At 58.2% G+C, this 23,178-nt stretch carries 23 protein-coding genes and 1 pseudogene; 11 read left to right on the top strand and 13 right to left on the bottom strand.

Annotated features, from left to right (window positions below):
* Positions 1–243: 243 nt before the first annotated feature.
* The gene (locus DENOEST_RS09420; RefSeq protein ID WP_145769145.1) at positions 244–576 is read right to left on the bottom strand and encodes a c-type cytochrome; all 333 of its coding nucleotides are present in this window, start codon (positions 574–576) and stop codon (positions 244–246) included.
* A 207-nt stretch (positions 577–783) separates the two neighbouring features.
* Here DENOEST_RS09420 and DENOEST_RS20180 point away from each other — a divergent pair.
* Positions 784–1,691 (top strand): annotated as a pseudogene (locus DENOEST_RS20180) (tyrosine-type recombinase/integrase).
* Positions 1,688–2,794, top strand: a complete 1,107-nt coding sequence (locus DENOEST_RS09410; RefSeq protein WP_145769144.1) for an IS91 family transposase — start codon at positions 1,688–1,690, stop codon at positions 2,792–2,794. Before DENOEST_RS20180 ends, DENOEST_RS09410 begins: the two are co-directional and overlap by 4 nt.
* Before the next feature lie 310 nt (positions 2,795–3,104).
* On the opposite strand, the gene DENOEST_RS09405 is transcribed toward DENOEST_RS09410, so the two are convergent.
* From DENOEST_RS09405 to DENOEST_RS09375, 7 genes are all read right to left on the bottom strand, one after another.
* Positions 3,105–3,461, bottom strand: a complete 357-nt coding sequence (locus DENOEST_RS09405) for a cupin domain-containing protein (RefSeq protein ID WP_145769143.1) — start codon at positions 3,459–3,461, stop codon at positions 3,105–3,107.
* Positions 3,462–3,520: 59 nt separating this feature from the next.
* Positions 3,521–3,991 carry a c-type cytochrome gene (locus tag DENOEST_RS09400; protein WP_145769142.1) on the bottom strand — a complete coding sequence of 157 codons (471 nt, stop codon included), beginning with the start codon at positions 3,989–3,991 and terminating at the stop codon, positions 3,521–3,523.
* Positions 3,988–4,743, bottom strand: a complete 756-nt coding sequence (locus tag DENOEST_RS09395; RefSeq protein WP_197970567.1) for a TorD/DmsD family molecular chaperone — start codon at positions 4,741–4,743, stop codon at positions 3,988–3,990. The genes DENOEST_RS09400 and DENOEST_RS09395 overlap by 4 nt, the downstream gene beginning before the upstream one ends.
* Positions 4,744–4,759: 16 nt before the next feature.
* Positions 4,760–5,626: a 4Fe-4S dicluster domain-containing protein gene (locus tag DENOEST_RS09390; RefSeq protein ID WP_145769140.1), complete on the bottom strand. Its 867-nt coding sequence runs from the start codon at positions 5,624–5,626 to the stop codon at positions 4,760–4,762.
* A 15-nt stretch (positions 5,627–5,641) separates the two neighbouring features.
* Positions 5,642–8,185: a molybdopterin-dependent oxidoreductase gene (locus DENOEST_RS09385; RefSeq protein WP_145769139.1), complete on the bottom strand. Its 2,544-nt coding sequence runs from the start codon at positions 8,183–8,185 to the stop codon at positions 5,642–5,644.
* Positions 8,186–8,278: 93 nt separating this feature from the next.
* Positions 8,279–9,133: a chlorite dismutase family protein gene (locus tag DENOEST_RS09380; RefSeq protein WP_145769138.1), complete on the bottom strand. Its 855-nt coding sequence runs from the start codon at positions 9,131–9,133 to the stop codon at positions 8,279–8,281.
* Between the two features lie 274 nt (positions 9,134–9,407).
* Positions 9,408–9,668 (bottom strand): pentapeptide MXKDX repeat protein, encoded by a 261-nt coding sequence (locus DENOEST_RS09375; RefSeq protein WP_145769137.1) that lies wholly within the window; start codon positions 9,666–9,668, stop codon positions 9,408–9,410.
* Positions 9,669–9,994: 326 nt separating this feature from the next.
* Between DENOEST_RS09375 and DENOEST_RS09370 the strand changes: the two genes are divergently transcribed.
* From DENOEST_RS09370 to DENOEST_RS09350, 5 genes are read left to right on the top strand one after another with little or no spacing between them, the layout of a single operon-like run.
* On the top strand, positions 9,995–10,567 hold the full coding sequence (locus DENOEST_RS09370) for a sigma-70 family RNA polymerase sigma factor (RefSeq protein ID WP_145769136.1): 573 nt from the start codon (positions 9,995–9,997) through the stop codon (positions 10,565–10,567).
* Entirely contained in the window at positions 10,564–11,205 is a 642-nt protein-coding gene (locus tag DENOEST_RS09365; protein WP_145769135.1) for a DUF1109 domain-containing protein, read from the top strand. The genes DENOEST_RS09370 and DENOEST_RS09365 overlap by 4 nt, the downstream gene beginning before the upstream one ends.
* A 23-nt stretch (positions 11,206–11,228) precedes the next feature.
* Positions 11,229–11,990: a DUF1223 domain-containing protein gene (locus tag DENOEST_RS09360; protein WP_170228070.1), complete on the top strand. Its 762-nt coding sequence runs from the start codon at positions 11,229–11,231 to the stop codon at positions 11,988–11,990.
* Positions 11,991–12,022: 32 nt separating this feature from the next.
* The gene (gene msrP, locus DENOEST_RS09355) at positions 12,023–12,961 is read left to right on the top strand and encodes a protein-methionine-sulfoxide reductase catalytic subunit MsrP (RefSeq protein ID WP_145769133.1); all 939 of its coding nucleotides are present in this window, start codon (positions 12,023–12,025) and stop codon (positions 12,959–12,961) included.
* Entirely contained in the window at positions 12,961–13,692 is a 732-nt protein-coding gene (locus DENOEST_RS09350) for a protein-methionine-sulfoxide reductase heme-binding subunit MsrQ (protein WP_145769132.1), read from the top strand. Before msrP ends, DENOEST_RS09350 begins: the two co-directional genes overlap by 1 nt.
* A 291-nt stretch (positions 13,693–13,983) precedes the next feature.
* Here DENOEST_RS09350 and DENOEST_RS09345 read toward each other — a convergent pair whose 3' ends face one another.
* Positions 13,984–14,631 (bottom strand): LexA family protein, encoded by a 648-nt coding sequence (locus tag DENOEST_RS09345; RefSeq protein ID WP_145769131.1) that lies wholly within the window; start codon positions 14,629–14,631, stop codon positions 13,984–13,986.
* Positions 14,632–14,799: 168 nt separating this feature from the next.
* Between DENOEST_RS09345 and DENOEST_RS09340 the strand changes: the two genes are divergently transcribed.
* Both DENOEST_RS09340 and DENOEST_RS09335 read left to right on the top strand, forming a co-directional pair.
* On the top strand, positions 14,800–15,015 hold the full coding sequence (locus DENOEST_RS09340; RefSeq protein ID WP_145769130.1) for a hypothetical protein: 216 nt from the start codon (positions 14,800–14,802) through the stop codon (positions 15,013–15,015).
* Positions 14,993–15,481 (top strand): FlhC family transcriptional regulator, encoded by a 489-nt coding sequence (locus DENOEST_RS09335; protein ID WP_170228069.1) that lies wholly within the window; start codon positions 14,993–14,995, stop codon positions 15,479–15,481. Before DENOEST_RS09340 ends, DENOEST_RS09335 begins: the two co-directional genes overlap by 23 nt.
* A 48-nt stretch (positions 15,482–15,529) precedes the next feature.
* On the opposite strand, the gene DENOEST_RS09330 is transcribed toward DENOEST_RS09335, so the two are convergent.
* Both DENOEST_RS09330 and DENOEST_RS09325 read right to left on the bottom strand, forming a co-directional pair.
* Entirely contained in the window at positions 15,530–15,796 is a 267-nt protein-coding gene (locus DENOEST_RS09330) for a hypothetical protein (RefSeq protein WP_145769128.1), read from the bottom strand.
* A gap of 1 nt (position 15,797) precedes the next feature.
* Positions 15,798–16,772, bottom strand: a complete 975-nt coding sequence (locus tag DENOEST_RS09325; protein ID WP_145769127.1) for a ParM/StbA family protein — start codon at positions 16,770–16,772, stop codon at positions 15,798–15,800.
* A 499-nt stretch (positions 16,773–17,271) separates the two neighbouring features.
* Here DENOEST_RS09325 and mobI point away from each other — a divergent pair, with 499 nt between their 5' ends.
* Together mobI and DENOEST_RS09315 are read left to right on the top strand one after the other, a co-directional pair.
* Entirely contained in the window at positions 17,272–17,757 is a 486-nt protein-coding gene (mobI, locus tag DENOEST_RS09320; RefSeq protein ID WP_145769126.1) for a conjugative transfer protein MobI(A/C), read from the top strand.
* The gene (locus DENOEST_RS09315; RefSeq protein ID WP_145769125.1) at positions 17,754–18,044 is read left to right on the top strand and encodes a hypothetical protein; all 291 of its coding nucleotides are present in this window, start codon (positions 17,754–17,756) and stop codon (positions 18,042–18,044) included. Before mobI ends, DENOEST_RS09315 begins: the two co-directional genes overlap by 4 nt.
* A 54-nt stretch (positions 18,045–18,098) precedes the next feature.
* On the opposite strand, the gene DENOEST_RS09310 is transcribed toward DENOEST_RS09315, so the two are convergent.
* Both DENOEST_RS09310 and DENOEST_RS09305 read right to left on the bottom strand, forming a co-directional pair.
* A complete protein-coding gene (locus tag DENOEST_RS09310; protein ID WP_145769124.1) occupies positions 18,099–21,578 on the bottom strand; it encodes a YhaN family protein in 3,480 nt (1,159 codons plus the stop codon).
* On the bottom strand, positions 21,575–22,837 hold the full coding sequence (locus tag DENOEST_RS09305) for a metallophosphoesterase family protein (protein WP_145769123.1): 1,263 nt from the start codon (positions 22,835–22,837) through the stop codon (positions 21,575–21,577). The genes DENOEST_RS09310 and DENOEST_RS09305 overlap by 4 nt, the downstream gene beginning before the upstream one ends.
* Positions 22,838–23,178 lie beyond the last annotated feature (341 nt).

The raw sequence follows: 23,178 nt of genomic DNA, 5'->3' as shown, positions 1-23,178 counted from the left end.
CAATGTGAGTGGCATAATGCCGACCTCTCAGATCGATCTACAATCGACGATCATTGCCCCGGCAATGGGTAGAGTACCCCCGCGAATCGACTAGAATTGGTGGTCAGAAACTTTTTCAACAGAATCCGATCCTTAAGCTGCCCCTCGGAGTGATTGACCAGCGGTCAGAGCCCCGTCGCCGGAACCGCTCGAGCGTACTCCACGCAGACGGCCAATTGAATTGATAGTTCCTTAACTGGCGTACTAATGGGCGCCAGCCAATATCCACTTAACGAGTACCTTGATGTCATCGTCCTTAACGGTGCCTTCGTTCGGCGGCATGGGGATAGGCGGGCCGGGCCATTTATTGCCACCGGTGGCAGCACTCCCCTTTTTCACTCGGTCAAACAACATAGCCTCAGCGGCTTTATCGCCCGCGTATTTCTTGGCGACATCCCGATATGCAGGGCCAACAACTTTCTTATCGGCTTGATGGCAGGCCAAGCAACCGGATTTGGTGGCTAGATCCTTGTTGGCCAAAGCAGGAGTGGCGACCAGTACAGTCGCGGCAATCACGGTTGCATACAGAAGCTTCATTTGTATTTCCTCAATAATCCTGATGACTAATTATTTTGACATAACCGGCTGGCGCGGCTTTACCGCGCCAGTCCGTGTTGATTGATGGGTTGGACGAAGCCGCTACGCGGAGGAATCGCTTGCTGCGGCACCACGAATTATTCTGCACCTTCATCCCCTCGATGCCGAGGGGTTTGATTCTGCAATATTTCGTGAGGATAAACCAGCATGACGAACGACATCGCCGCGCACTTTGACCGGCAATACCAGACGCATCTCAAGCATCTCAAGCTCAAGGGGCTGCAACCCAAGACCATCGAAGCGTACTCCCGCGCCATCCGCCGCGTCGGCGACTACTTCGATCAGCGGATTGACACGCTGTCCGCGCAACAACTGACGGACTACTTCACCGACCTGGTGGCCTCGCACTCGTGGAGCACGGTCAAGCTCGACCTGTACGGCTTGAAGTTCTACTACGCGCATGTCTTGAAAAAGCCCTGGGTGGCGCCCGGGTTGATCAAGCCGCCGCGAACCCAGCGCCTGCCCGACATCGTCACCGTCGAGGAAGCCAAGCGGATTTTCGGCGCCACCCGCGTGCTCAGCTACCGGGTGTTCTACTTCACGCTCTACAGCCTGGGGTTGCGTCTGGGCGAAGGACTGCGCCTTCAGGTAGGCGACATCGACGCGGCGCGCGGGCGCGTGCATATCCGCGACGCCAAGGGCAACCGGGATCGCTTCGTGCCGCTGCCGGATGCCACCCATCAACTCTTGCGGCGCTTCTGGACGGTGCATCGCAATCCCGTGCTGCTGTTTCCCAGCCGCCTGGGCGGCTTGAAGGGCGCGGCCAGCGCCACCACGCCGATGGACACCGGAGGTGTGCAGACCACCTTGCACAAGGTGATCGAGTCTTGCGGCCTAAAAAAAAGATCACGCCCCACAGCTTGCGCCACAGCTATGCCACCCACCTGATTGAGGCCGGCGTCGATCTGATCGAGGTACAGAAATTTCTCGGCCACCACTCCATTCTCACCACCGCCCGTTACACCCATCTCACCGACCAGACCAAGCATCACGCCCTCGACCGCATCAACGGACTGATGGACGGCTTCCGTCTCGCCTGGGGGAAGGTCAAATGATCCGCCTGGCTACCGTCATTGATACCTTCGAGGCCGACTTCCTGGCGCAGTACCGGAACCGGCTCACGTCCGACCACCATCGCGCCTTGGCGGCGATGAAACAGTGCCGCACCCAGGCCAGCCCCATGATGCAGGTCCGCTGCACGGGATGCGATCACCAGAAGATGGTGCCGCATTCCTGCGGCCACCGCCACTGCCCGCACTGTCAGCACCACGAGAGTCAGCAGTGGCTGGAACGGCAACTGAAGAAGCAGGTCCCGGCCGAGTACTTTCTGCTGACCTTCACCCTGCCCGCCGAATTCAGGGGATTGGCTTGGGCGCACCAGAGCGCCGTCTACGGTCTGCTCATGCGCTGTTGCTGGGAGACGGTGCGCATCTTCAGCCAGAACGACAAGCAACTGCAGGGCACGCCCGGGGCCATCGCGGTACTGCATACCCACACGCGGCGGCTGGAGTATCACCCGCATGTGCATCTGGTGATGCCGGCGGCGGCGGTCGATGGCGAGCGCCGACAATGGCGCACCAAGCGGCGCCAGGCCAAGGGCGGCTACCTGTTCAACCACAAGGCCCTGGCCAAGGTCTTCCGGGGAAAGATGCTGGCGGGCATCGAGGCCGCCGGATTGGCGCTGCCTCGCCGTCACCCCGAGAAGTGGGTGGTGGATTGCAAATCGGTGGGTAGCGGCGAGCCGGCGCTGGTCTACCTGGGGCGCTATCTTTACCGTGGTGTCATCGCCGAGAAGGATATCGTCGCCTGCGACAACGCCCAGGTCAGCTTCCGCTATCGCAACGCCAGGACCGGGCGGATGGAACGACGCACCGTGTCCGGCGCCCATTTCCTCTGGCTGGTGTTGCAGCATGTGCTGCCCAAGGGCTTTCGGCGGGCACGCAATTTCGGCTTTCTGCATCCGAACTGCAAGCGCCTGATCGCCTTGCTGCATCTGCTGCTCAGGTTCGCTCCGAATCCGGTGCTGGCCTGGGTCAAGGAACGGGCGCCGATCCTCTGCGCTTGCTGCGGGGCGGTGATGGTGATTGTGAAGACGCGGATTCGAACACTGTTCGCGGGGCCTGCACCGGCCCTGCTTGCCGCCGGGGGCACCCTCTGACCATGTAAGCACCACGCCTCTTTCCGGCAACGGGATATCAGCGCCCACAAGCTGAGCGTTCCGTTCGCCTCGCATCCTGGCGCAATACGCCGATCAACGCCTGAATCGGCATCGCCGGCCTCAACGGCAGGCAGCCGCGGTGTTTCAAGCCGCCGTTTTCCAGGCAAGACGTCAAACCGGGAAACTTCCCAAATACATATTTGCTATGAGCCGCGCTCAGGGCCGGGCTCGTCCAACAATCGGTTCAGATCGTGGCTGCGCACGATCTAACCTTATTCGTTAACTCTCTTGGGCACACATTTGAGAAAGACTATTTTTCAGCTAACGCAAAACCCGCGTTGCCAGGTGCAACCACTGAGACAAATACAAACGGTACTGGGCCAGTATTTAAAGCGCCATGCACTTGCCCAGGTTTTGCTATGGCAATATCTCCAGCCTTTAGATGAGCGACTATGCCTCCACCTTGGTAATACTCAGCCTCACCAGAGATAACTGTCCAAGTATCTTGGCCGTGCGGGTGAACATGAGAGGCTACTTCTTGCCCAGGATGGGTATGCCAAACAACAACAGATGAGTCTTTCGTTTCCAGTACCACTGAACGAATTGGTTCGCCGTCAAATGGACGAATATATTCTGTTACCGAAAATATTCTTGATTCCATATCCATTCCAATATTCGAATTGGTTTGAGAAGTTACTACAGAACAACTGTATCCGAGAGTTCTAACTAATGCTTTGTCGACTTGCTGGGCAAGGTCTTTACGTAAGCAAGAGCGCTGCGGATTTCTTCCTCGGAAAGGATGTACTTGAACTGGGGCATGACATAGGCTGGCTCCGGAAAGCGTCGCAAACCTTCGCGGACGCTCTCCCGCAACTGCTCGTCCCGTCCTTTGATCGTGTCCGCATTTGAAAGATCGGCTATGTACTGCACCCCAGCCTGGAAAAATGCCGACCGTGGCCCATCCCCTTTGCCATAGAGTCCGTGACAGATCGCACAATGATCCATGAAGACATCTTGACCGCGCGCGGCGGAAACGGGCTTTCCTGTAACTTTGAAATGAGGTGTCGGGGTTTCGCCCCACATGTTGGCCATCGCCACGACCTTCATCGGGCCCCCTTTCGTGTCCGCAGCAGCTGACGGACCGGTCAATGCCGCTGTTACGCTGGCGACGAGCGACAGTACAGAGATGGTTTTCATGACTGGATCTCCTGATCTTGTGATGAAGATTCGACGCTAGTACCAAGTTCCCGACGATGCTGGAGAAGGAAGCATCGCAGTGTCGCGAGCAAATCAGCGTACAAATTGTCGGGCATTGCGGCGGCGGCGTGATCGGCGAGACTGTTGCCGAGCGGCAGCAGAAACTTGTCAAGGAACTCCGCTTGCACATGCTGTACCCCAGCGAAAATGTCGGCGTCGTCGTTGGTGACGGCTGCGTTTTCCCTGAAGCACAGCAAATGGGAAAACTCCAGTTCGACACATAGATGATCGGGCAGATCGTCGAAGGTGTCGGCGATGTCGACGCCGTTTTGCTGGTAGAACTCTTTGATCTCAAGCATTGCCGCCAAGCGTTTTTCACTATCGGGCGCGGTATATAGCGAACCATACGGCGGACATGGCAGGCGCGGATAATTCGCCGAGAACAAGGCGATATGGGCGGCCTCGACGTCCTGGAAGGACAGTTCTTTCAGTCGCGCGAAAAAGGCGCTGGCCGCTGCCAGTCCTGTTGCCGAAAGCTCCGCGTCCTGTTCCAGCAAACCGGCGTAGATGTCTAGATACTCCTGCTCGGTAGACTCCTGGCGAAAGTAGTCGAATCCATCCTCGCCGGGATGCGCCAACGCCAGTTCCAGGAAGTGATAGAGGCGTGCCCGCGCCAGCGCTACCGAACAGGGGTGACTGGTCAGATCGCCCATCGCAGCGGCGTCGAGTTCTGCTTGAGTCAGTGCATTCATGGCTACCATATCCCTGTTAGATGTCCTTCATCTTGACCGGCGCCTCGACATGGTGAGGCTCGTCGATCAGCCCACCCATGGCAAGGCCGAAATACTTTTCGACTTCTGCGGGCGGGACATTCTTCGGCGGCACGTACCAGACCGATGGAATGGTGCCGAAGTCGGGCCGGTACTGACGGCTTTGAATGGGATTGATGACGCGGTGGGTCGCCTTCAGGTTCACCTCCGGATCGTAGGGTTTAACCCCCAGGGACGGATCGCGGATCATTTTCGAGATCGTGCTCTCGGGGTCCATCAGGTTGCCGAAGATACGGATCTTGCCGACGCAGGTCTTCACGCACTGCGGTTCCTGTCCCTTTTCCAGGAGCGGGAAGCAGAACATGCACTTCTGCGATTTCTTCGTCACCGCGTTGTAGTAGATCTTGTCGTAGGGGCAAGCCTTGACGCAGTACTGGAAGCCTTCGCACTTGTCCTGGTCGATGAGCACGATGCCATCTTCGGTCTTGTAGATCGAGCGTGTCGGGCAGGCAGGCAAGCAGGCCGGATTGGAGCAGTGGTTGCAGGGGCGAGGCAAGTAGAACTGCCAGAGCTTGGGGAATTTGCCCTTGGGCGTATCCTGGTACAAGTTGGAAAAACGATAGTCCCAATCGGCTGGATTCTTGCTGCCGTTCTTGCGCGGATACTTACCGTAAGGCTGCGTGGCGACGCTGTTCCAGAACATGTTTTCCTGGCCGGGGCCGTTGGTCCAAGTCTGCTTGCACGACATGGAGCAGGTATGGCAGCCAATGCATTTGTTGAGGTCAAGCAGCATGCCGAACTGCACGCGGTTGCCGTAGAGCGGGTTGGGCTGCCCGTAGTATTTTTGCCAAAGCTTTTCTGACATGGCGGCTCTCCTTGCTTACGATTTCTTGACTTCACACAACTTGTCGAAGTGGCCGGAGACCGGCCCCCAGACGTTGGGAATGAAGTAGATTTCGTGGATGGGGTTGATGTCGTTGTGCGTCAACGCGTTCCAGTGGCCCTCGCGAATCTGGTCGCGCTGCCAGCCGAAATAGATCAGCACCGCGCCCGGCGGCACCGATTCACGCAGTTTGACCTTGGCCTTGACGAAGCCGTGCTCGTTGTAGGCCGTTGCCCAATCTCCGGCAACGATTCCGCGCTTGGCGGCATCGACCGGATTGAGTTCCAGCAACGGCTGACCGATATCGTCGAGCTTTAGAACCTCCTCGGTGGTGCGCCATGACGAATGCACGCTCCAGCGGGTGTGACGAGCGTGATAGACCATCGGATACTTTTCGTACAAAGGATTGCGTTCTTTCTTGGCTTCGCTCCACACCTTGGAAGGTCCATAAGGCGTGGCGACGTGGGGTTCTTTGTGCACCGGTAGTTGCTCACCGTACTGGATGAAGCGGTCTTCGTCCTTGTAGAGTTCCTGGCGACCCGATGCCGTCTTGAACTTCTTCTTGCCCTGGATTTCCTCGGTGAATGAGGCGTACGGTGAGCTGGGCAAATTAACCTTGATACAACGTTCCTTCTTCAGGCGCTCGAAGGTAATGCCTTTGACCTGCGGTCCGCCGGTTTCGAGCAGGAGTTCGATGGCGGGCTCGGGCCGGTTGAACTTGAAGATGTCGCCAGTACCGAGGCGCTTACACATCTCGTAGTAAATCTCGATATCGGTTTTCGCCTCAAACATCGGCTCGATGGAGCCTTCGGCCAGTTGGATATACGGATGCGACGGCGTGGTGGCAATGTCGTAGGGCAGTTCGAACCAACTCACCACCGGTAGCACGATGTCGGCCAATTGCGCCGTGGTGCTCATCTCGATTTCCGGTGAAACGATCAATTCGATCTGCGGCAACACCTTGCGCGTCAGGTTGCTCTGGTCGGAGGCTTCGCCGAGAAGGTTACCGCCGGCCGCCCAGATGCAGCGGATCTGCCGCCACAGCTTGTCCTTGTTGGCCATGGTTTCAGTCGGGCCATTGACCACATAAGCGGTATCGAGCGGCACGGCGCGATAACGATCATCCGGTTTGCCACCTTCCTTCTTTGGAAAGAAGTAATCCGTTGGATTGAGACGCATCAGATACTGCCCGGCCCAGGGACTGACGCCACCGCCGTTGACACCAACATTGCCGGTCAGGCAGGCTAGTTCGATGGTCGCGCGGCCGATGAGGTCACCGTGGTACCAGTGGTTGATACCGGTACCGGCCCAGATGCTGGCAGGCTTGGCGGAAGCGTATTCGACCGCAATGCGCTCGATGACATCAGCCGGCACGCCGGTGATTTCCGACACGGTTTTCGGATCGTAGTCTTCGAGCTTCTTCAGCAGTAGCGTGTGGGCAGTGGAGCAGCCGACCTTCTTGCCATCCTTGAGGGTGACATCGAAGGTGCCGGTCAGCGCCGGCTTGTCGCTGAAATAGGTGTCAGGCATGGCCTTGCCGGCGGCCTTGTCCCAGATCATGAAGGCCTTGGCGTCGCCGTCGGCCAAGACATCCGTCGCCTTAAGGTACTTCTGGTTGTCGTTGCGCACCAGTAGGGGGCCGCTAGTGGTCTTGAGCAGATGATTGTCGTCCGTCAGGCCGCGCTTGACCACGACATGGCACATGCCGAGCGCTAGGGCGCCGTCCGTGCCCGGTCGGACACGCACCCATTCGTCCACCGCGCTTGCGGTCGGATCGAAGTATGGCGCGATATATACGAGCTTGACGCCCTTGGCGCGTATGTCGGTAAAGAAGTGGGCGTCAGGCATGCGCGTCTGCAACATGTCCGATCCCCAGATGATGGCGTACTTGGTGTTGAGTAGATCCTTAAACTCGTGTTCCTCGGTTTGCACGTTCCAGGTGATCGGATGCGCTAGCGGCAGGTCTCCATACCAGTTGTAGAAAGTGCCGATACCAAAGCCGTTTACCGAGGCGAAGCGGAAGCCGGCACCTTGCTTGACGATGCCTGTGGCCGGTACAGGCGGGTAGACCCAGATCGTGTTCTGGCCATATTTCGCGGCGATGCGTTTGATCTCGCTGGCGATGAAATCCAGCGCCTCGTCCCAGGAGATGCGTTGCCACTGGCCGGCGCCACGCGGGCCGATGCGCTTCATGGGGAACTTGACGCGGTTCGGGGAATAGACACGCCGATGGTAGGTCGCGCCCTTCATACAGCCGCGTGGGTTGTATTCGTCGTCAGGATAGTCCAGCGGTTGCTCGACGCGCAATACGATGCCGTCCTTGACGATCACGTTCCAGGCGCATGATCCGGTGCAGTTCGGCATGTTGATGGTGCGCACCTTGCGCTCACCCTTGAATAGGTTGCGATAGCCGTCTTCCCACGGCCTATCCTTGCGCTCGACGAGTGCCGCGAGGGCCGGACGATTCAGTGAGAACGGCAGTCCGGCGGCAGCGGCAACGGACAGGCTGCCCTTGATGAACTGGCGGCGACTGATTGTCATGATGTTTCCCCGAATGAATTACATAAGTCCCTTGGATGAAAAGCATCCGGCCACCGTGCCGACGTTCCGGTCGGCGGCCGGACCGAGGGAGTGTCAATGGCCCATGGACAAAGTCTTGACGACGTTCTCGAACGTCTGGATGGTGCCCATCACGGTGGGGTTGCCCCAGCGGACGTGGTACTTGTTCTCGGGCACCTTGGCCAGCGCCAGCAGCAGGTTATTGAAAGCGCCGAGGTCGGCGGTCTCAAAGTAGGTGATGAAGTCGGTGTCATCGAGACCCGTCGAGTGGTAGAGCTTGCGCTTCACATTAACCAGGTTACCCAAGGTTGGAATCGTGTGGGTTTCCATTTCCTTGAGGCGCTGGGCATCGCTGAGATTCCACCATTCCGCGTTCTTCTTCACGGGAATCATGAAAGCGTAGCGTGGCGCATCGCCCATGTAGGTGGCCGAGCTTAGACCGGCGTTGAGTTCAGGAGACTTGTCCTTGCTGATGTAATTCAGAGGTTTCGTCATGCCGACCAGGTTCTCGGTGACATCGGAGTACATCCCGAAACGGGTGGCACGAAAGTCAATCAGGAAAGCCTGAGTGGCGGCCATATCATAGGCATGGACGCGCAGGAAGTAGTCGCTTTGTGCCTTGAAGCCGCGGGTCAGGTAGGCGTCGACAATGACCTTGTCCTTGTGCTTGTCGACGACGGCCATGACCTCATCGGCAGCACCTTTGCGCTCGGCAGCGGACAATTTGTAGTAGTCAGGGCGAACCTTGTAGGTGGAGAAGTTCCCGAAGACCCCTGGCGCAGCCAGAATCTTGGTGCGGTCCACCGGTCCTGGCATGGCCATCTTCTGGTCCATCATGGGCTTCTGTTCCATGGCGGCTTGTTGCGCCAGGGCACTGCCTCCCGCCAGAAGGAGACTTATCGAGAGAATCGCGGTAGTGATCTTGCTCATGTCTAAACTCCCTTTCGGAAAAAATTAAAAGTTGCTAATGCGGATGGCCGGTAAATTGAACCAAAAAACACGCCGCAAAGTTGATATAAATCAAGGCAACGAAAATTGCATAATGGATTTATTTTTTTCGAGGCTGTAACCAAAGTCACTCATTCAACGAAGGCATATAGATTTATATCGTTGTGGCGAGCATGGAGATCAAGCGGTTATTTGCGCAAGAATCAGTCGGAGGCCAGACGGCCTCCTGACGGATTTCATTTCACGCCGCAACCGATTACTTCTTCATTTCGTCTTTGGCCATGCCATCCTTGGCCATGGCATCTTTCTTCATGGCGTCCTTCTTCATGTCCTTTGCCATGTGATCCTTGCTCATGGCCTCCTTCTTCATGCCATTCTTCTTCCCATTCTTGCCCATGTCCTCCTTCATCATGGAGTCCTTGGCCATGGCATCCTTCTTCATGGTGTCTTCTGCAAAGCTTGCAGTACTGGCCAATACAAGTCCGAGGGACAGAATGGCTACGGTGATCCTGCTCATGGAGAACTCCTTTGTGAATGATGGAATGATTGAATGACGTAGATGCCGGTAATCGAAGGCTTCCACAATGCATACCAACGGATCAGATGAAGCTGTGCCTTCCCTGAAAGCGCCCGTGATACGCGGCGGACACGCGAATGCATGTGATTCAATCCCTTCGTGGATACCTCAACCGCTTACCATGGACCGGAGTGGCACGTGAATTGTTGCGGTCGATGTTCTAATTCGCAGCAAGTCGGTCAGTAGTTACAGCGCTGAACAAATATATTTAGCTATCGGCCAAAGGGTGAGAGTTTTATTATTTGCTGGTGTAACCAGGGGTGTCGATGCAGCGAATTAGCAATGAAGGGCGATTGAGCGAAAGCGAGGAGCGGCTACAGAGTCTTCTGGTCCGTGGCTTGGCTGGGGACGCACATGCCTACCATGCGTTTCTAAAGGAGCTCAGCGCTCATTTGCGAGCCTTCCTGAGGAAGCGTCTCGCCCATCTGTCTAATGAAGTTGAGGATCTTGTACAGGAATCTCTTTTGGCCGTGCATAACCAACGCCATACTTACGATGCAAATCAGCCACTGACTTCATGGGTCCATGCGATCGCGAAGTACAAGCTGGTCGATCTGCTGCGTCGGCGTAAGCATCGCGATTCGCTGACTGATTCGCTCGACGACGTGGGCGATTTATTTTCCTCGGCAGACAACGAAGCTGCTGAAGTAAGGCGCGATCTGGGCAAACTGCTCGACCAACTGCCAGAACGGCAACGCCTGCCTATCATCCACACAAAGCTAGAGGGGCTGTCGATAGCGGCAACTGCTCAAAAAACCGGTATGTCGGAATCGGCAGTCAAGGTAGGCGTGCACCGGGGGCTGCGAACACTCGCAGCAAAGATAAAGGATGGCGCATGAGAACCGATGATCTTGTGACCATGCTGGCAACTGGGGTGGGTGCCGTTGAGCCTTACGAAGCGAAGCGTCGTTTCTCCACTGCAATCTTTTGGGGATTACCCGCCTCGATCCTGCTGATGCTCGTCACTCTTGGCTTGCGCCCGGACTTGCTCCCCGCACTTGCCTTGCCGAAGTTCTGGATGAAAGTAGGATTCTCCGGATTCCTTGCCATAGCTGGCTTTCTCGCCATGGTGCGCCTTTCGCGGCCGGGAGCCAGGCTCGGACTTGTTCCTGTAGGGATCAGCCTGCCGGTTATTGCCATCTGGGTGTTGATTACCTTCATCCTGATAAATGCCGATCCTGGTGAACGGCTGAGTCTGCTCCTAGGCCAGACGTGGATGGTCTGCCCGACCCTAATCACGATGTTGTCGGTACCTGTTTTCGTTACGACATTTTGGGCGGTTCAAGGCCTCGCGCCGACACAACTGCGCCTCGCCGGTGCTGCCGCCGGGTTGTTTTCCGGTGCAGTCGGCGCATTGGTTTATTGCCTGCATTGCCCGGAAATGGAAGCCCCGTTTATTGGCACTTGGTATTTGCTGGGCATTCTCGTCCCCGTCGGTGTCGGCGCATCGGTTGGGCGTCGCTTGTTGCGGTGGTAAGACTCTATCGCCGGCATGCCGCGTTGCTTGCCGCCGTAGCGCTTCAGTTTGTGGTTGGCGCAGCAGACGCGCAGACCTGTAGCGCATCCAGTGGAGCGCAGACGGCGGCGCTCATTGAACTCTACACGTCGGAAGGATGCTCAAGCTGTCCGCCCGCAGATGCGTGGCTGCGCGAGGCCGCCGGCGCGCGTAATCGACCCGGTTCGATCGTCCCTCTGGCGCTGCATGTGCCCTACTGGGACTACATCGGATGGAAGGACATCTTTGCGCAGCAGGCATTTGCTGGTCGGCAGTCGCGACTTGTCGGGTGGAATGGCCACCGCGGCGTCTTCACGCCGCACTTTTTCGTTTCCGGCAGTGAGGTGCGGGATTGGCACGGTGGTATTGCGGCGGAGATTCGCCGCATCAACGCCCAGACGGCTGCGGTCCGTATCACAATCAGTGCCTCGCTGTCGCGCCCAGGCCTACTGACCATCAGCACCGAGGCTACCGCGCCGGCGAGTGCAGAAGGACTAGAACTGGTTCTCGCCGTTACCGAAAACCAGATTGTCTCGACGGTGAGCGCTGGCGAGAACCAAGGCACGACCCTGCACCACGATCACGTCGTGCGGACACTGGTTGGGCCATTGCCAATGCCGGGAGGTCGGATTAACGAGAAAAGGGAATTAAGCATCGATCCTGGCTGGCAGGTCGCACAACTCGGTGTTGCTGCTTTCGTGCAGGATCGCCATAGTGGCCGGGTTTTGCAGGCTGTAAGTACCGGATCGTGTCGCCTTGTGCGTTAGCACTTTCGGTACGAATCTAAGAAAGACTAGCCATGTTGATCAAGTTTCCCGCAGATGTCTTACCTTCTGAAATTACCCCACAGAAGATATTCGAGCAGCGGCGTGAGTTCCTTCGTCTTGCCGCAGGCGCCACTGCCGGACTGCTGCTGCCCGCAGCTCAAGCGGCGCCGGTAGCCACGAGTCTCGCAGTTGCGAGCAAGAGCAGCTTCTCGACCAATGAGTCGCTCACGCCAAACCAACACGTCACCAGCTACAACAATTACTACGAATTTGGAAGTGGAAAGGAAGACCCCGCGCCCATTGCAGGCAAGATGCGCACGACGCCCTGGGCGGTGACCCTGGATGGCCTCGTGCGCAAGCCCAAGATCCTGGCCATCGAGGACATCATGCGGTTGGCTCCGCTGGAAGAGCGCATCTACCGTCTGCGCTGCGTAGAGGGCTGGAGCATGGTTATCCCCTGGGTCGGCTTCCCGCTGTCGGTACTGCTCAAGCAGGTAGAGCCGCTGAGCAGCGCAAAGTACGTTGAGTTCTACACCGACGTCCAGCCCGAGGCGATGCCGGGTGTGCGCCAAAGGCTGATCGACTTCCCCTACGTCGAGGGGCTGCGTCTCGATGAGGCCAACCACCCTCTCGCAATCGCCTGCGTAGGCCTTTACGGTGCTGTGCTACCTAACCAGAACGGCGCGCCGATACGCATAGTCGTGCCGTGGAAATACGGTTTCAAGAGCGCGAAGTCCATCGTGCTCGTCCGTTTCACCGATCAGGAACCGCGCACTGCGTGGATGAAGGCCGGGCCGCAGGAATACGGTTTCTATTCCAACGTCAATCCAGAAGTGGACCACCGGCGCTGGAGCCAGGCGACAGAACGGCGGCTGGGGGAATTCCTCAAGCGGAAGACGCGCCTGTTCAATGGCTATGCCGACCAGGTCAGCCAGCTCTATGCCGGCATGGATCTGCGGAAGAACTTCTGATGGATCGCCGTATTGCATGGGCGAAAGCAACCCTCTTAGTGGTCAGTCTGTTGCCGCTGGTCGGGTATGTTGTAGGCTTCATGCGCGACATGCTTGGGGCCAACCCGATAGAAGCCGTCACGCGCGGTATGGGTATCTGGGCGCTGAACTTCTTGCTAGTTACACTGACGATCACGCCGCTGCGGCGGCTGACGGGATGGTCGTGGCTGCCGCGGCTGCGCCGTATGCTGGGTTTGTTCTGCTTCTTCTACGCTTGTCTGCATCTCACCACCTACCTCTGGTTTGACCAGTTCTTCGACTGGGACGCGATTCTGAAGGACATCGTCAAACGTCCCTTCATCACCGCCGGTATGTGCGCTTTCACGCTGCTGGTGTCGCTGGGGGCGACATCGACCAACGCCATGGTGCGCCGTCTAGGTGGCTGGCGTTGGCAAGCCCTACATCGCACGGTCTACCTGATAGGAGTCGTCGCCGTGCTGCACTACCGGTGGATGGTTAAGGCTGACACAACGCAGCCAGTGATCTATGCCGTGATCCTCCTTACCCTGCTGGGCTTGCGTGCATGGTGGGGGTGGCAGCCGCAAGCAGATCGCGCGAAGAATCTTGGGTACAGATGGTGGGCGGGAAGTAGTGCTGCCATAGAGGCAGCCAGGTTTTCGAAGGCTGAGCGACCGCTGGCCGAGCCCGGACCGCCACCTGACCCCAATTCTACCTGCTGGAACGGCGGGTAGACTCAGTAAGCCGCCGCTCAAGGCATCGTCATTTCAGGCCCGCCAGTGAAGGTAAACACTGCATTGCCGTCATTGGCCTTTCATCGCCCAACCCTATATTGCACGTAACGGGCCGTCGGGTTTCGGTGTCAGGCAACCCTGTCTTGCACAAAACGGCTCAGTTCCAGGGTGCCGTTGATACCTGGTTTCCAGCCTCAGAATGCAAATAGCTTTTTTTGTCCAAAGCGCAATGCGTTCATCGCCTCGTCAAGTGTAATAAGAATTACATTGTGCGGATTCTCGCGGTAATGGCTATCGAACTCGCCCAGAGAACACAATGGTGCCGCAAACAATGGCATCGTTCGTCAATGGGATGATCGGAGTTGGCCAACTTGGGTTCAGTGCTTTGAGGAATTGACCTTCCGGCGTAATCACCATGCGGCGGAAAAAGGCGGATTGGCCCTTGACGACGACGACATCCTTGCCGTGCCCATGATGAGCGCCGGGGTCGATGAAAATGATGTCGCCTTCCCGGTAGCCATCTTCTCCTGTCATCGCCTCGCCAACGACGGGGAGGGCAAATGTCAGGTCGCCGTGTTCGACCGGGCAGATCACGAGTGAGCTGTGCTGAATGGGTTCGCCGCTGAGAGGTGATCCCGTGAGGTTTTCCCATTGAACAAATGGGACCATTCCTTTTGCGAACGTTCGGATCGCGATGGGTTCCTCGCCCGTCAATTGGCCCGGAGTCACCCCAAGGGCCGCTGCAATTTTCTGGAGCGTCTCCTTGCGCGGGTGTTTGGCTTTGGTGCGTTCCCTGAGTATCCGGTTGATGGCGGGCTGGGAAACCCCAGAGCGTTGCGCCAGCGCCGTCTGATTCAGTCGATGCTTGGTCATCAACGCTTCCAGAATCTCGGCAACGGGATTGTTCCTCGATGCGGTCATCGCTTCGGTGTCGGACATAATTTATGCGTTATGTTGTTATTGGTTCGATAAGTGTAATATACTATGCGTACTGATTGTCAACTTTATTACTTTTGTCTTATGGTGCGACGCGACATACGGAAGATCAACCGGCAATTCCTGCTACTTACGCGCCAACTGGCGCAGGATGGGAAGGCAGCGGAAATCATGACCGGACTTCCCCGGTCAGCTATCGAGCGGATTGCCTCGCTCGATATGGATGAAATCGAGGAACTGGCCGAGGAGGTGGGCGTTTCGCTCTACACGCTCAGGCTGACCGATCCAGCCTTGAACAGGCTGCTCCTTATGCCACGGGATGCGAAAAGTACCTATGCTCAGGCGACCCTGGTAGGTAATGGCCATGGCGGCCCTACTTTCCCCTGAAGAGCTGGAAAACAGCCGGGTCGCCTATGAACTGATCCGCCTGAAGCTCAGGGTGCCGATCATTCACTACCTGACGGATATCCACTCGAAGCCTCTGCGGTTGCGCTGGCGGCAGCTTCACACGGAGAGTCCGCCAAATGGGAAGCTGCCCGACTCCGTTCGATCCTTCATCAGCGACGTGATGTCGGTGGCCAATCTATCGAGCTTTGTCGCGCTCTATAACCGGCTCGACGACGGCGATGGAAAGTCCGTCACGGCGTCGATGCTGCTGCGGGCCTGGAAAATGCACGACCGGGTCGGGAGTGGCGATCTCGACATCAACGCAGCCTGGTATGCCATTCGGGATGTGCGGGCAAAAATTGTGGTCTGGCAGCGTTGTCCTCATTGCCAAGCCGGATTCATCTACGAACCCAATGAGTCGCACGCCCGATCATGCCCTTTTTGTGCGCTCAGCCGACGACGTTGATCGCTGCGGCGTTCCGGCATGGATGGTGGCTGTCAGAAGGACTGCTCGTCAATCTTGAAGTCCGGCGCTCAATTTCTTGATGAGCCTCGATGCGGCTGAATGCCGTTGCGGAGGTGGCGACTGACCATGCACCGGCGTGCTGTTCACCCCGGCATGGGGTGTTCGTTGTCCGGTCTCGGTGAGATTCATCAGCCCGATCATCGCCAGCAGGCGCATGCGCTCCGCCCGCTCGCGCGGGCTGACCTGAGACAAGTCGGCACACAGTTCCGGGTAGGTGCCGGCGGGAATCTTTACGACGATCCGGAGCGCTGACACATCATGCTCCCATGCGCCAAAATCCCCGCGCATTGGCAAACACCGGCGCTTCTGACGTCGTTACCTTCAACTGCGGAAAAGCATCCTTGACCGCCGATTCAAAAAATCCGGCGCCGCCGCCGACCAGCAGCACCATGTCCGCACTGGTGTTCTCTTTCCGCAAGGATTCACGCAGCCGGGTAGTCACGATGGGGCCGACCTTGTCGGCAGCCTTCTTGAGATAGGGGGCGACATCGATCCGCTCGCCAAATAGCCGCACCTGGGCATGCCCATTGCGAAGCGTGTGTTCGATGCGCTCCCTGCCGACGTTGCCGCCGAAATCTTCCGCAATCAGCCGAGCGGCCTCGTCGAGGATCACCGATGACGCCTCCAGGCTGGTGCCACAGGACTGGCGCCGCAACTCGCCGTTGCTGATCAAAACCCAGTCGACGGAAAAGAAGCCGGGGTCGAGCACCAGGACCCGGCTGTCTTCTATTTCCGCGGCATCCGGCAGGCTCCAGACGTAGTCGACGAATCCCCCCACCGGCTGCGGAACGACCTTGACCTTCGTGATAGTGATCTTCCTGCGCGGAGTGATTTGGTGTTCGCCCTGCATTTGCCCGGACAAGCGTTCGCGCAACTCGGGGTTGAGGTACTGATTGACCGGCAATCCTGTCACGACGAGGTCGATCTGGTCGAGCTCCGAGAGCAACAGACCGGCATGGAAGAGGGCGCGATACGAGTCGGTGGATGGGTAATCTTCGTGCAGCTCCCGGCTCCAAAGCTCGGCGCGATCGGGGGACAGCCCGGCGACGAACGGCGAGCCGTTCACCAGTACGCGCAGAAAGTCTTCGTTTTCGCCGCCACCGATTTTTTCTCCAAGCCGGTCGGCCGGCGCCGCGCCAGCGGGACGCAGCAAAACCTTGGGTTCGCCGCCTTGTTCGCCATAGGCCAGCTTGAGGTTGGAGTAGCCAATATCGATTCCAAGAACATTCATTGCGGATTGTCTCCAGTAGCACTTCAGTGATTCGCGACACCCAGGATCGGGTCGAGATGGCCGGCAGTGACACCGCAGAAAATCTGCAAGGTTGCAACGCAATTTGAAGCGATTGTTAACGTTGCGCGCACCGCCAGAGCACCTGATCCTATTGGCATGAGGCCGATATTGGATGCCGAAATGCGCCCGAAAAGGACGCATTTCGGGTGCACGAGAAGCGGGGCGGTGAATACGATGCGGCTCTTGAATCCTTATCGACAGAGGGAAACATCACCGGCCTGGCCTAGCGAGAAGGCAATGCCTATTCATGGCATGGCTACGACTGCGAGAAAAGGCTCCTGATTCGGTCCGGTTTGGCGTTCAGACAGGATTCAGGGGCTTGAGCAGGGTGATTTGTCGGTAATGAGGGACGGGCAGTTGGCTTCCATCGCGGAGGCGAGCTGCAAAAGGATTTGGTGGGCGACGAAGCCTGATCTTTAAGATGTGGAGAGAACTACGTATGGAAGGCCAGATTGGAGAAGCTCGCACGCTGCTGGAAGCGTTGCTGAAAGAAATTTTCGAGAATGCCAAAGACCTTGGTAATCGCTACCTGCAAGAAGTCGTGGATGCCAACAGGGGGAAGAAGTGGAAGGACAAAAACACGCTTCAATTCCGGGTGCGTCAGCGAGGCAATGCCCTGGCCCTCGAATGGTATTTCATCAAATGGGAAGACACGAAAAAGGATGGCCGCGTCATGGTCAGGGACTACATCCGCAAGCGCAACAAAAGCGCCAGAAGGGATGCTCAGGTCTACTGCTACAACATGAACGACCTGCTCCGGCATACGTCGGGATGGGACAACGATCTGGTCAAGGAGGTCGAGGCGGAAGCCGCTCAATATCGACGCCAGGCGCATTACATCGCGGACATGCTCACCACGTTGAGCAGGCTGGAGCGATTCATGGCCGGAGTTGAACAAGAGGCCGAGATAGAGGTGCCGGCATGAACAAAGCGCCTCGTTACCTGCTGACCGACCAGTTCGACATTGGAATGCTGGCGTCGCTGACCGCGAATATTTCGCTGACCGAGATTTCTCTTGACGAGGTGTGCCACCTGATCGAGGAAGCGGAGTGCGAGAAACAACTCGGACTTCATGGCGGATGGGCGGACGCAGTGAATAGCCGGTTGGCAGCGAGTTTGGTAGCGCAGGGCCCTATCCTGCTCGTGGCTCGCCCTGTGGAGACGGATCAAGGAACGGTGATGAAGTGGGCGCGAGTCGAGATTGGCGTCTGACTTGATCTGGAGGATTGATGCTGTCGGGAAAACAGAGAGGCTCTTGTGTGCCATTCAGAGCCTGTGTGCCTGAAATTGTCCCGCACCCACGACACCTGCCGCGCGATCGAGAAGGTGCTCATGGTGTGTGAAGAACAGCACCTGCGTCTTCTGTGCCAGTTGAGACAACACCTTGAAAGTGGCGCTTGCTGCCGCGTCATCAAAGTTGATCACGATGTCGTCGACCACGACGGGCAGCGGCCCCTGGCTCGCTATATGGCGCTCAATGGCCGCCAGGCGCAAAGCAAGGAACAGCTGGTCACGGCGACCTGAGCTCAAGGCGGCAACTTTCTCACGCCGGCCGCTGTCGCGCACACCGACAAGGATCGTCTTGTCCTCGTCGAAGTCCGTAGCCACGCCAGCAAACTTGCCATCGGTGATTGCGGCGAACAGTGTAGACGCACGCGCCAGGAGCGGTCCCTGGTGGCGCTCCTGGTATGCCTCAATGACATCGGACAGGACAGCGGAAGCCAGACGCGCGGCAGCGTAATCAGCAATCAAGGTGGACAGGTGAGCGGCGGCCTCGGCGGCTTCCTGCTCTGCGGCGCCTGCCTGGGCTGTGCCGTCGATTCGATCAAGGGCCGCCTGCGCGGTGATCTGCCCCGTATGCAGAACCTGGACCTGGGTAACAGCCGTCTTGAGATCCTCTCCAACACGATCAAGGGCGGCATGAACCAGCACCAGATCCTGACCCTCCGCCTGTACAAGCAAATCCTGCAAGGGAAGCGCTGAAGCCTGCACGAGGCGAGCGTTGATCGCCGCAAGTTCTGCATCGAGACGGATGCGATCGGCACTAAGATTTTCGGCTTCGACGAGATCAGGCAGGCTTTGGCATCCGGCAGCTGCCATCAGGGTGGCGATCTCCCCCTTGGCCGCCGTTATGGCCTGTTCGTTCTGTGCCTTGAGCCGACGAATTTCTTCCGTCTTCTCCGTCAGGGTTCTGGCTCGCTGCTCCTGGTCGCGGGCATTCTTGAGGCGTTCGTAGAGTGTCTCGATGACGGCATCGGCCGGACGCTCTTCTGAGGCATAGCCAACGACCGTGCCGAGGCGTTTCGCTTCGTCTTCCGTCCGCGTCACTGTTACGTGCGCCGCATTGAGAGCGGCGTGCCCCTCGTCAAGAGCATCGAGGGCCGTTTCGAACTCCGAGAACTGGGCCAGACGCGCCGTTGCTTCGATGCCGAGGGCGCCGCCATCAAGGCGAATGTCGCCCATCGACCGCTCCCACAGGGTTCGCCAGTCCACCAGTGCTTTTTCCTGGTCGCCGATCTCTCCCTCAATTTTGGCTAGACGGCCCTCGGCCTGCGTTTTCCGGCGCATGAGATGCTGTTGACTGGTTGCCGCCTTTCCGGCCTCATCGATGTGCTTCCGCGCGCGCGCGATCGCCTGGGCAAGGGATTCGTCGTCGCATGACGGCAGGCCCGCTTCAATGAGTGCCTCCGACAGGCGAATACGTCCGGACGTTGTTCTGCTCGATGCGTCGGCAGCCTGAGCCTCAATCTCCATGAAGTCCTGATAGCGCTGCATGAGGGACTCGCGGCCAGCGATCCATTCCGAAACTTCTGGAACCGCTTGCACAGGCAATCCATGCTTTGAAATGAGCGCCATCCACGACTGCTTGAGGTCATCGATCTGTCTTTCGACTTCCGATAGCCGTCCGTGCTCGATCTCTATTCCGTTCTGCATCTGTCGTTGGCGTTTCACCAATTCGGCATGCAGCGAGACGCGTGCCGCATCGGTGAATCGGGTATCGGCCGTACCGTCGGCAGCCAGCACCGCCATCTCGTATTCGGTCGCCGTCGGCAACGGAACCAGAATCTCTTTGTCGTCGGGGAACGCCTTGCGACGAATCTTCTGCCACAGGTCGTCACGCACCCCGCGCTGCTCGGCCAAGTGCTCGGCGGTCGGCACGTCGCCGATATGAAGGAGGCCTTCGATCTCACCGGACACACTGCCCAAGTCATCCTCAAGTCCGTTTAGGCGGTCCCTGATGGACTGTTGCCTCGATTTCAGTTCGTCGCGTCTTTCCCGGAAGGACTGGATCTCTGACGGCATGGGCGTGGTCATGGTAACCACGGCGTTCAGGCCCTTGTCCGAAAGCGCTTTGGCATCGGACTCTAGGCGGGCTCGCTGTGTTTTTACCTGGCGCGCAAGCTCGGCCGCCTGCACTTCAGGGTTGCCATCGGCATCGAAGGCGCGCAAGGCGGCAGGCAGCGATGGTGGAACGCTTTGCGGCCCGAGGTCATCCAGCTCAGCGCTGAGCTCCTGCAATTCTGTTTGTGTCGTGTCCCGCGTTTCAACAGCCAGCCGCAGGTCCCTCTTGATTGCTTGACCCTCGGCATCGAGGCCCTGGACGCGGGCACGCAGCGTGGCGCCTGGAATAACGGAACGCAGGTCGTCTTGCGACATCTCGCCAATGACGGCTGCTAGTTCAGCGACTTGGCGACGGGCAAGCTCGATGCGGCCACCAGCTGCCGCCGCGTCGTCGCGTGCCTCGCGGAAGGAATCAAGGGAGTAATAGGCCGCCTCGATTGCGCCGCCCTCGGCGATCATGACCGGAAAACGCGGTACGTCGTCTAGTTCCTGTTGGAGACGCGCGAGATCATCGTTGGCTTGCGTCAAGGTGTCCTCAGCGTGCTGCAGGCGGGCTTCGGCGGCGATGCGTTTTTCACGGGCATCCGCTTCGAGCTGCTTGACCTCACCCAAAGCCACGAGGCGTTCAAGTGCATGCGTGCGGGAGGCAATGTCCGGCAGCACGGCCGCCAGGCGTTCAAGGCGGCGAGACTCCTGCTGTAGGCGCTCCTGCTCCCCTCGGGCGGTTTCGTAGACATGCTTCGCCTCATCGGCGGCCTTGCGGAGGGTCTCCCATTGTGCTGGCCGTGTTTGCGCCTCCCTCGCTACTTTCTTTGCTGCGGCGTAGGTGTTAATTGTCTGGTGAATGGCTAACGTACGGGCTTGGGGACGGAACAATCGATCGGCTTCACCCTGGAGCTGCTCGCGCAGTGTGCGAATCGAAGTTAAGCCGGCGCCGGCCTCGAAGAGGCTTTGGCCGATTTCACCCTCGCCTGCACTGAGCGCTTTACCACCGGCGACAAGTTCATCGTGACCGAGGCTGAACATCGATGTGTAAAGACCCTCGGACAGCCCGCCCATCCAGCGCGGCAGCAAATCGTCAGGGATCGCCTCGCCCAGCTCCTCGCCTGTGGTCGGGTCGAACTTGATGAGGCTGTTCTTGGTCGCCTTGCGACGCATTGCCGCCAATGTGCCTTCGGCCGACTCAAGCACGACGCCGACGCGGAGGTTGGCATAGGAGTGCTTGAAGTCGTCCGTGGTGCTTCTGGGAAAACCGAACAGGGCCGCCTGCAGCGCGCGCGACATCGTGGTCTTCCCAGCTTCATTGGGGCCGTAGACGATATGGAAGTCCGGTACACCAGAAAATTCGAGCGGGTGGTCGGTGAAATGGCCGTAGGCCTTGAGGTCAAGGCGGGCGATCCTCATTGCGCACCCTCCACCGAAATTGCTGCAAGGAGGCGTTCACGCGCGGTGGCCAGGGCTTCGGCCTGGAGCTCAGGCGATAGGGGATTAAATGCCGAATCGTGTTCTCGCAGCTCCGCAGGGATCTTCAGACTGAGTTCGGACAGGGTTGGGCTGGCCAGCGTCGCAAGGGCCGTAGAATCAGCGGCGAGTTCGTCGAGTTTGCGTATGAGGAAGCCGATGGGATCGTCGTGCTCTGCGAGGGCAGCAAGATCTAGTGGTGCTGCGATGGAGAGCTTGAGCTTTTCGAGCCAGGCCATGCCGCCCGACGCTTCGTTGAGCCATGCGCATATCTCCGCTCGGGAGCCATCGGGACTTGTGACAAGGCGCCCATGCAACGACGTGCGACCCGTGACAAACAAACGCAGGGCAAGAACGCGGTCGCCGGCGTCATGCACTGCACCCCGCACCGCCGACTGGATAGCTGCCTGAAAGTCATCCAGCGAGACGAGATCAGTGGCATCGATCGACAAATGCTGCCAGCGGGCGACATCGGTTTCCACGAATTCGACGGACCGAATCCCCTGTTCATCCGCCTCAACGACCATGCAGCCCTTGGGTCCAAGCTCACGAGAGTGTCTGCCTTGCGTGTTGCCAGGGAAGACGATCCAGGGATCCTTCTGCACGATCTCGCGCGCATGAACGTGTCCGAGAGCCCAGTAATCGTAGCCCTTGGCCACAAGGCGTTCAGTTGTCGTTGGCGCATACGGCTCATGGCCTTCGCGACCGGCCAGCGCCGTGTGCAAGAGACCGATATTGAGAATCCTCGGGATGACCTCGGGGTAGGCAGCAGCGAGATCCTCCGTCACGGCCCCTGTGGCGAAACTTTGGCCATGGATGGCGACGCCGAGTGCCGCGATGGTCACGGTCTCGGGCTTGTTGGCCTTGAAGACATGGACGTTCGCGGGAAGGGGAACGGATTTCGAGATCTTGCTGACGGCATCGTGGTTACCGCGCACGATGAAAACGCGGATTCCTGCATCGTTGAGGCGGCGTAGCTGGTTGGCGAAGAAGAGAGCGGCGTTGAAGTCCTGTAGGTCGCCATCAAAGACGTCTCCGGCAATGAGGACGAAATCTGTTTCGCGCTCGATGGCGAGATCGACGATGTTTTCAAACGCGCGGCGGGTGGCTCCACGCATCTCCTGGGCTGGTGCACCTTCGTACTGCTCGAGGCCGCGCAGGGGACTGTCGAGATGCAGGTCGGCACAATGGATGAAGCGCATTCGAGACTCCGTCCTGGTCAGTGGTCAATGCGCGATTATGCCCCTACGCTTGAGTCATCAGCCTGATCTTCAACTCATCCGTCGAAAGAATCGAAGGGGATGATTACCAGTAGAAGAAAGGCTAGCGTCATTCCAGAGGAACACCGCTCTGACATTGTTTCGGCGCTGTATTCACTGGAGGCACGTATCACAAAGGTTATAAGGCGCTCCGACATATTCGATCCAAGCGAGTCGCCAGGAGCATTGCCGGGCTATTGGGGGGGTATCTCATGAAGGCGGGATGTGATGAAATGCCCCCTACTTGACTCAGGATAATTATGGTGCTGGTGAGATGAACACTT

It is taken from the genome of Denitratisoma oestradiolicum (assembly GCF_902813185.1).
GTDB classification, from domain to species: domain Bacteria; phylum Pseudomonadota; class Gammaproteobacteria; order Burkholderiales; family Rhodocyclaceae; genus Denitratisoma; species Denitratisoma oestradiolicum.
This window is presented reverse-complemented; position numbering and strand designations above follow the sequence as displayed.

Bases quoted from the DNA above. Each gene is read 5' to 3' on its own strand.
- DENOEST_RS09420 (WP_145769145.1), bottom strand. From the start codon at position 576: ATGAAGCTTCTGTATGCAACCGTGATTGCCGCGACTGTACTGGTCGCC.
- DENOEST_RS09410 (WP_145769144.1), top strand. From the start codon at position 1,688: ATGATCCGCCTGGCTACCGTCATTGATACCTTCGAGGCCGACTTCCTG.
- DENOEST_RS09405 (WP_145769143.1), bottom strand. From the start codon at position 3,461: ATGGATATGGAATCAAGAATATTTTCGGTAACAGAATATATTCGTCCA.
- DENOEST_RS09400 (WP_145769142.1), bottom strand. From the start codon at position 3,991: ATGAAAACCATCTCTGTACTGTCGCTCGTCGCCAGCGTAACAGCGGCA.
- DENOEST_RS09395 (WP_197970567.1), bottom strand. From the start codon at position 4,743: ATGAATGCACTGACTCAAGCAGAACTCGACGCCGCTGCGATGGGCGAT.
- DENOEST_RS09390 (WP_145769140.1), bottom strand. From the start codon at position 5,626: ATGTCAGAAAAGCTTTGGCAAAAATACTACGGGCAGCCCAACCCGCTC.
- DENOEST_RS09385 (WP_145769139.1), bottom strand. From the start codon at position 8,185: ATGACAATCAGTCGCCGCCAGTTCATCAAGGGCAGCCTGTCCGTTGCC.
- DENOEST_RS09380 (WP_145769138.1), bottom strand. From the start codon at position 9,133: ATGAGCAAGATCACTACCGCGATTCTCTCGATAAGTCTCCTTCTGGCG.
- DENOEST_RS09375 (WP_145769137.1), bottom strand. From the start codon at position 9,668: ATGAGCAGGATCACCGTAGCCATTCTGTCCCTCGGACTTGTATTGGCC.
- DENOEST_RS09370 (WP_145769136.1), top strand. From the start codon at position 9,995: ATGCAGCGAATTAGCAATGAAGGGCGATTGAGCGAAAGCGAGGAGCGG.
- DENOEST_RS09365 (WP_145769135.1), top strand. From the start codon at position 10,564: ATGAGAACCGATGATCTTGTGACCATGCTGGCAACTGGGGTGGGTGCC.
- msrP (WP_145769133.1), top strand. From the start codon at position 12,023: ATGTTGATCAAGTTTCCCGCAGATGTCTTACCTTCTGAAATTACCCCA.
- DENOEST_RS09350 (WP_145769132.1), top strand. From the start codon at position 12,961: ATGGATCGCCGTATTGCATGGGCGAAAGCAACCCTCTTAGTGGTCAGT.
- DENOEST_RS09345 (WP_145769131.1), bottom strand. From the start codon at position 14,631: ATGTCCGACACCGAAGCGATGACCGCATCGAGGAACAATCCCGTTGCC.
- DENOEST_RS09340 (WP_145769130.1), top strand. From the start codon at position 14,800: ATGACCGGACTTCCCCGGTCAGCTATCGAGCGGATTGCCTCGCTCGAT.
- DENOEST_RS09335 (WP_170228069.1), top strand. From the start codon at position 14,993: ATGGCGGCCCTACTTTCCCCTGAAGAGCTGGAAAACAGCCGGGTCGCC.
- DENOEST_RS09325 (WP_145769127.1), bottom strand. From the start codon at position 16,772: ATGAATGTTCTTGGAATCGATATTGGCTACTCCAACCTCAAGCTGGCC.
- mobI (WP_145769126.1), top strand. From the start codon at position 17,272: ATGGAAGGCCAGATTGGAGAAGCTCGCACGCTGCTGGAAGCGTTGCTG.
- DENOEST_RS09315 (WP_145769125.1), top strand. From the start codon at position 17,754: ATGAACAAAGCGCCTCGTTACCTGCTGACCGACCAGTTCGACATTGGA.
- DENOEST_RS09310 (WP_145769124.1), bottom strand. From the start codon at position 21,578: ATGAGGATCGCCCGCCTTGACCTCAAGGCCTACGGCCATTTCACCGAC.
- DENOEST_RS09305 (WP_145769123.1), bottom strand. From the start codon at position 22,837: ATGCGCTTCATCCATTGTGCCGACCTGCATCTCGACAGTCCCCTGCGC.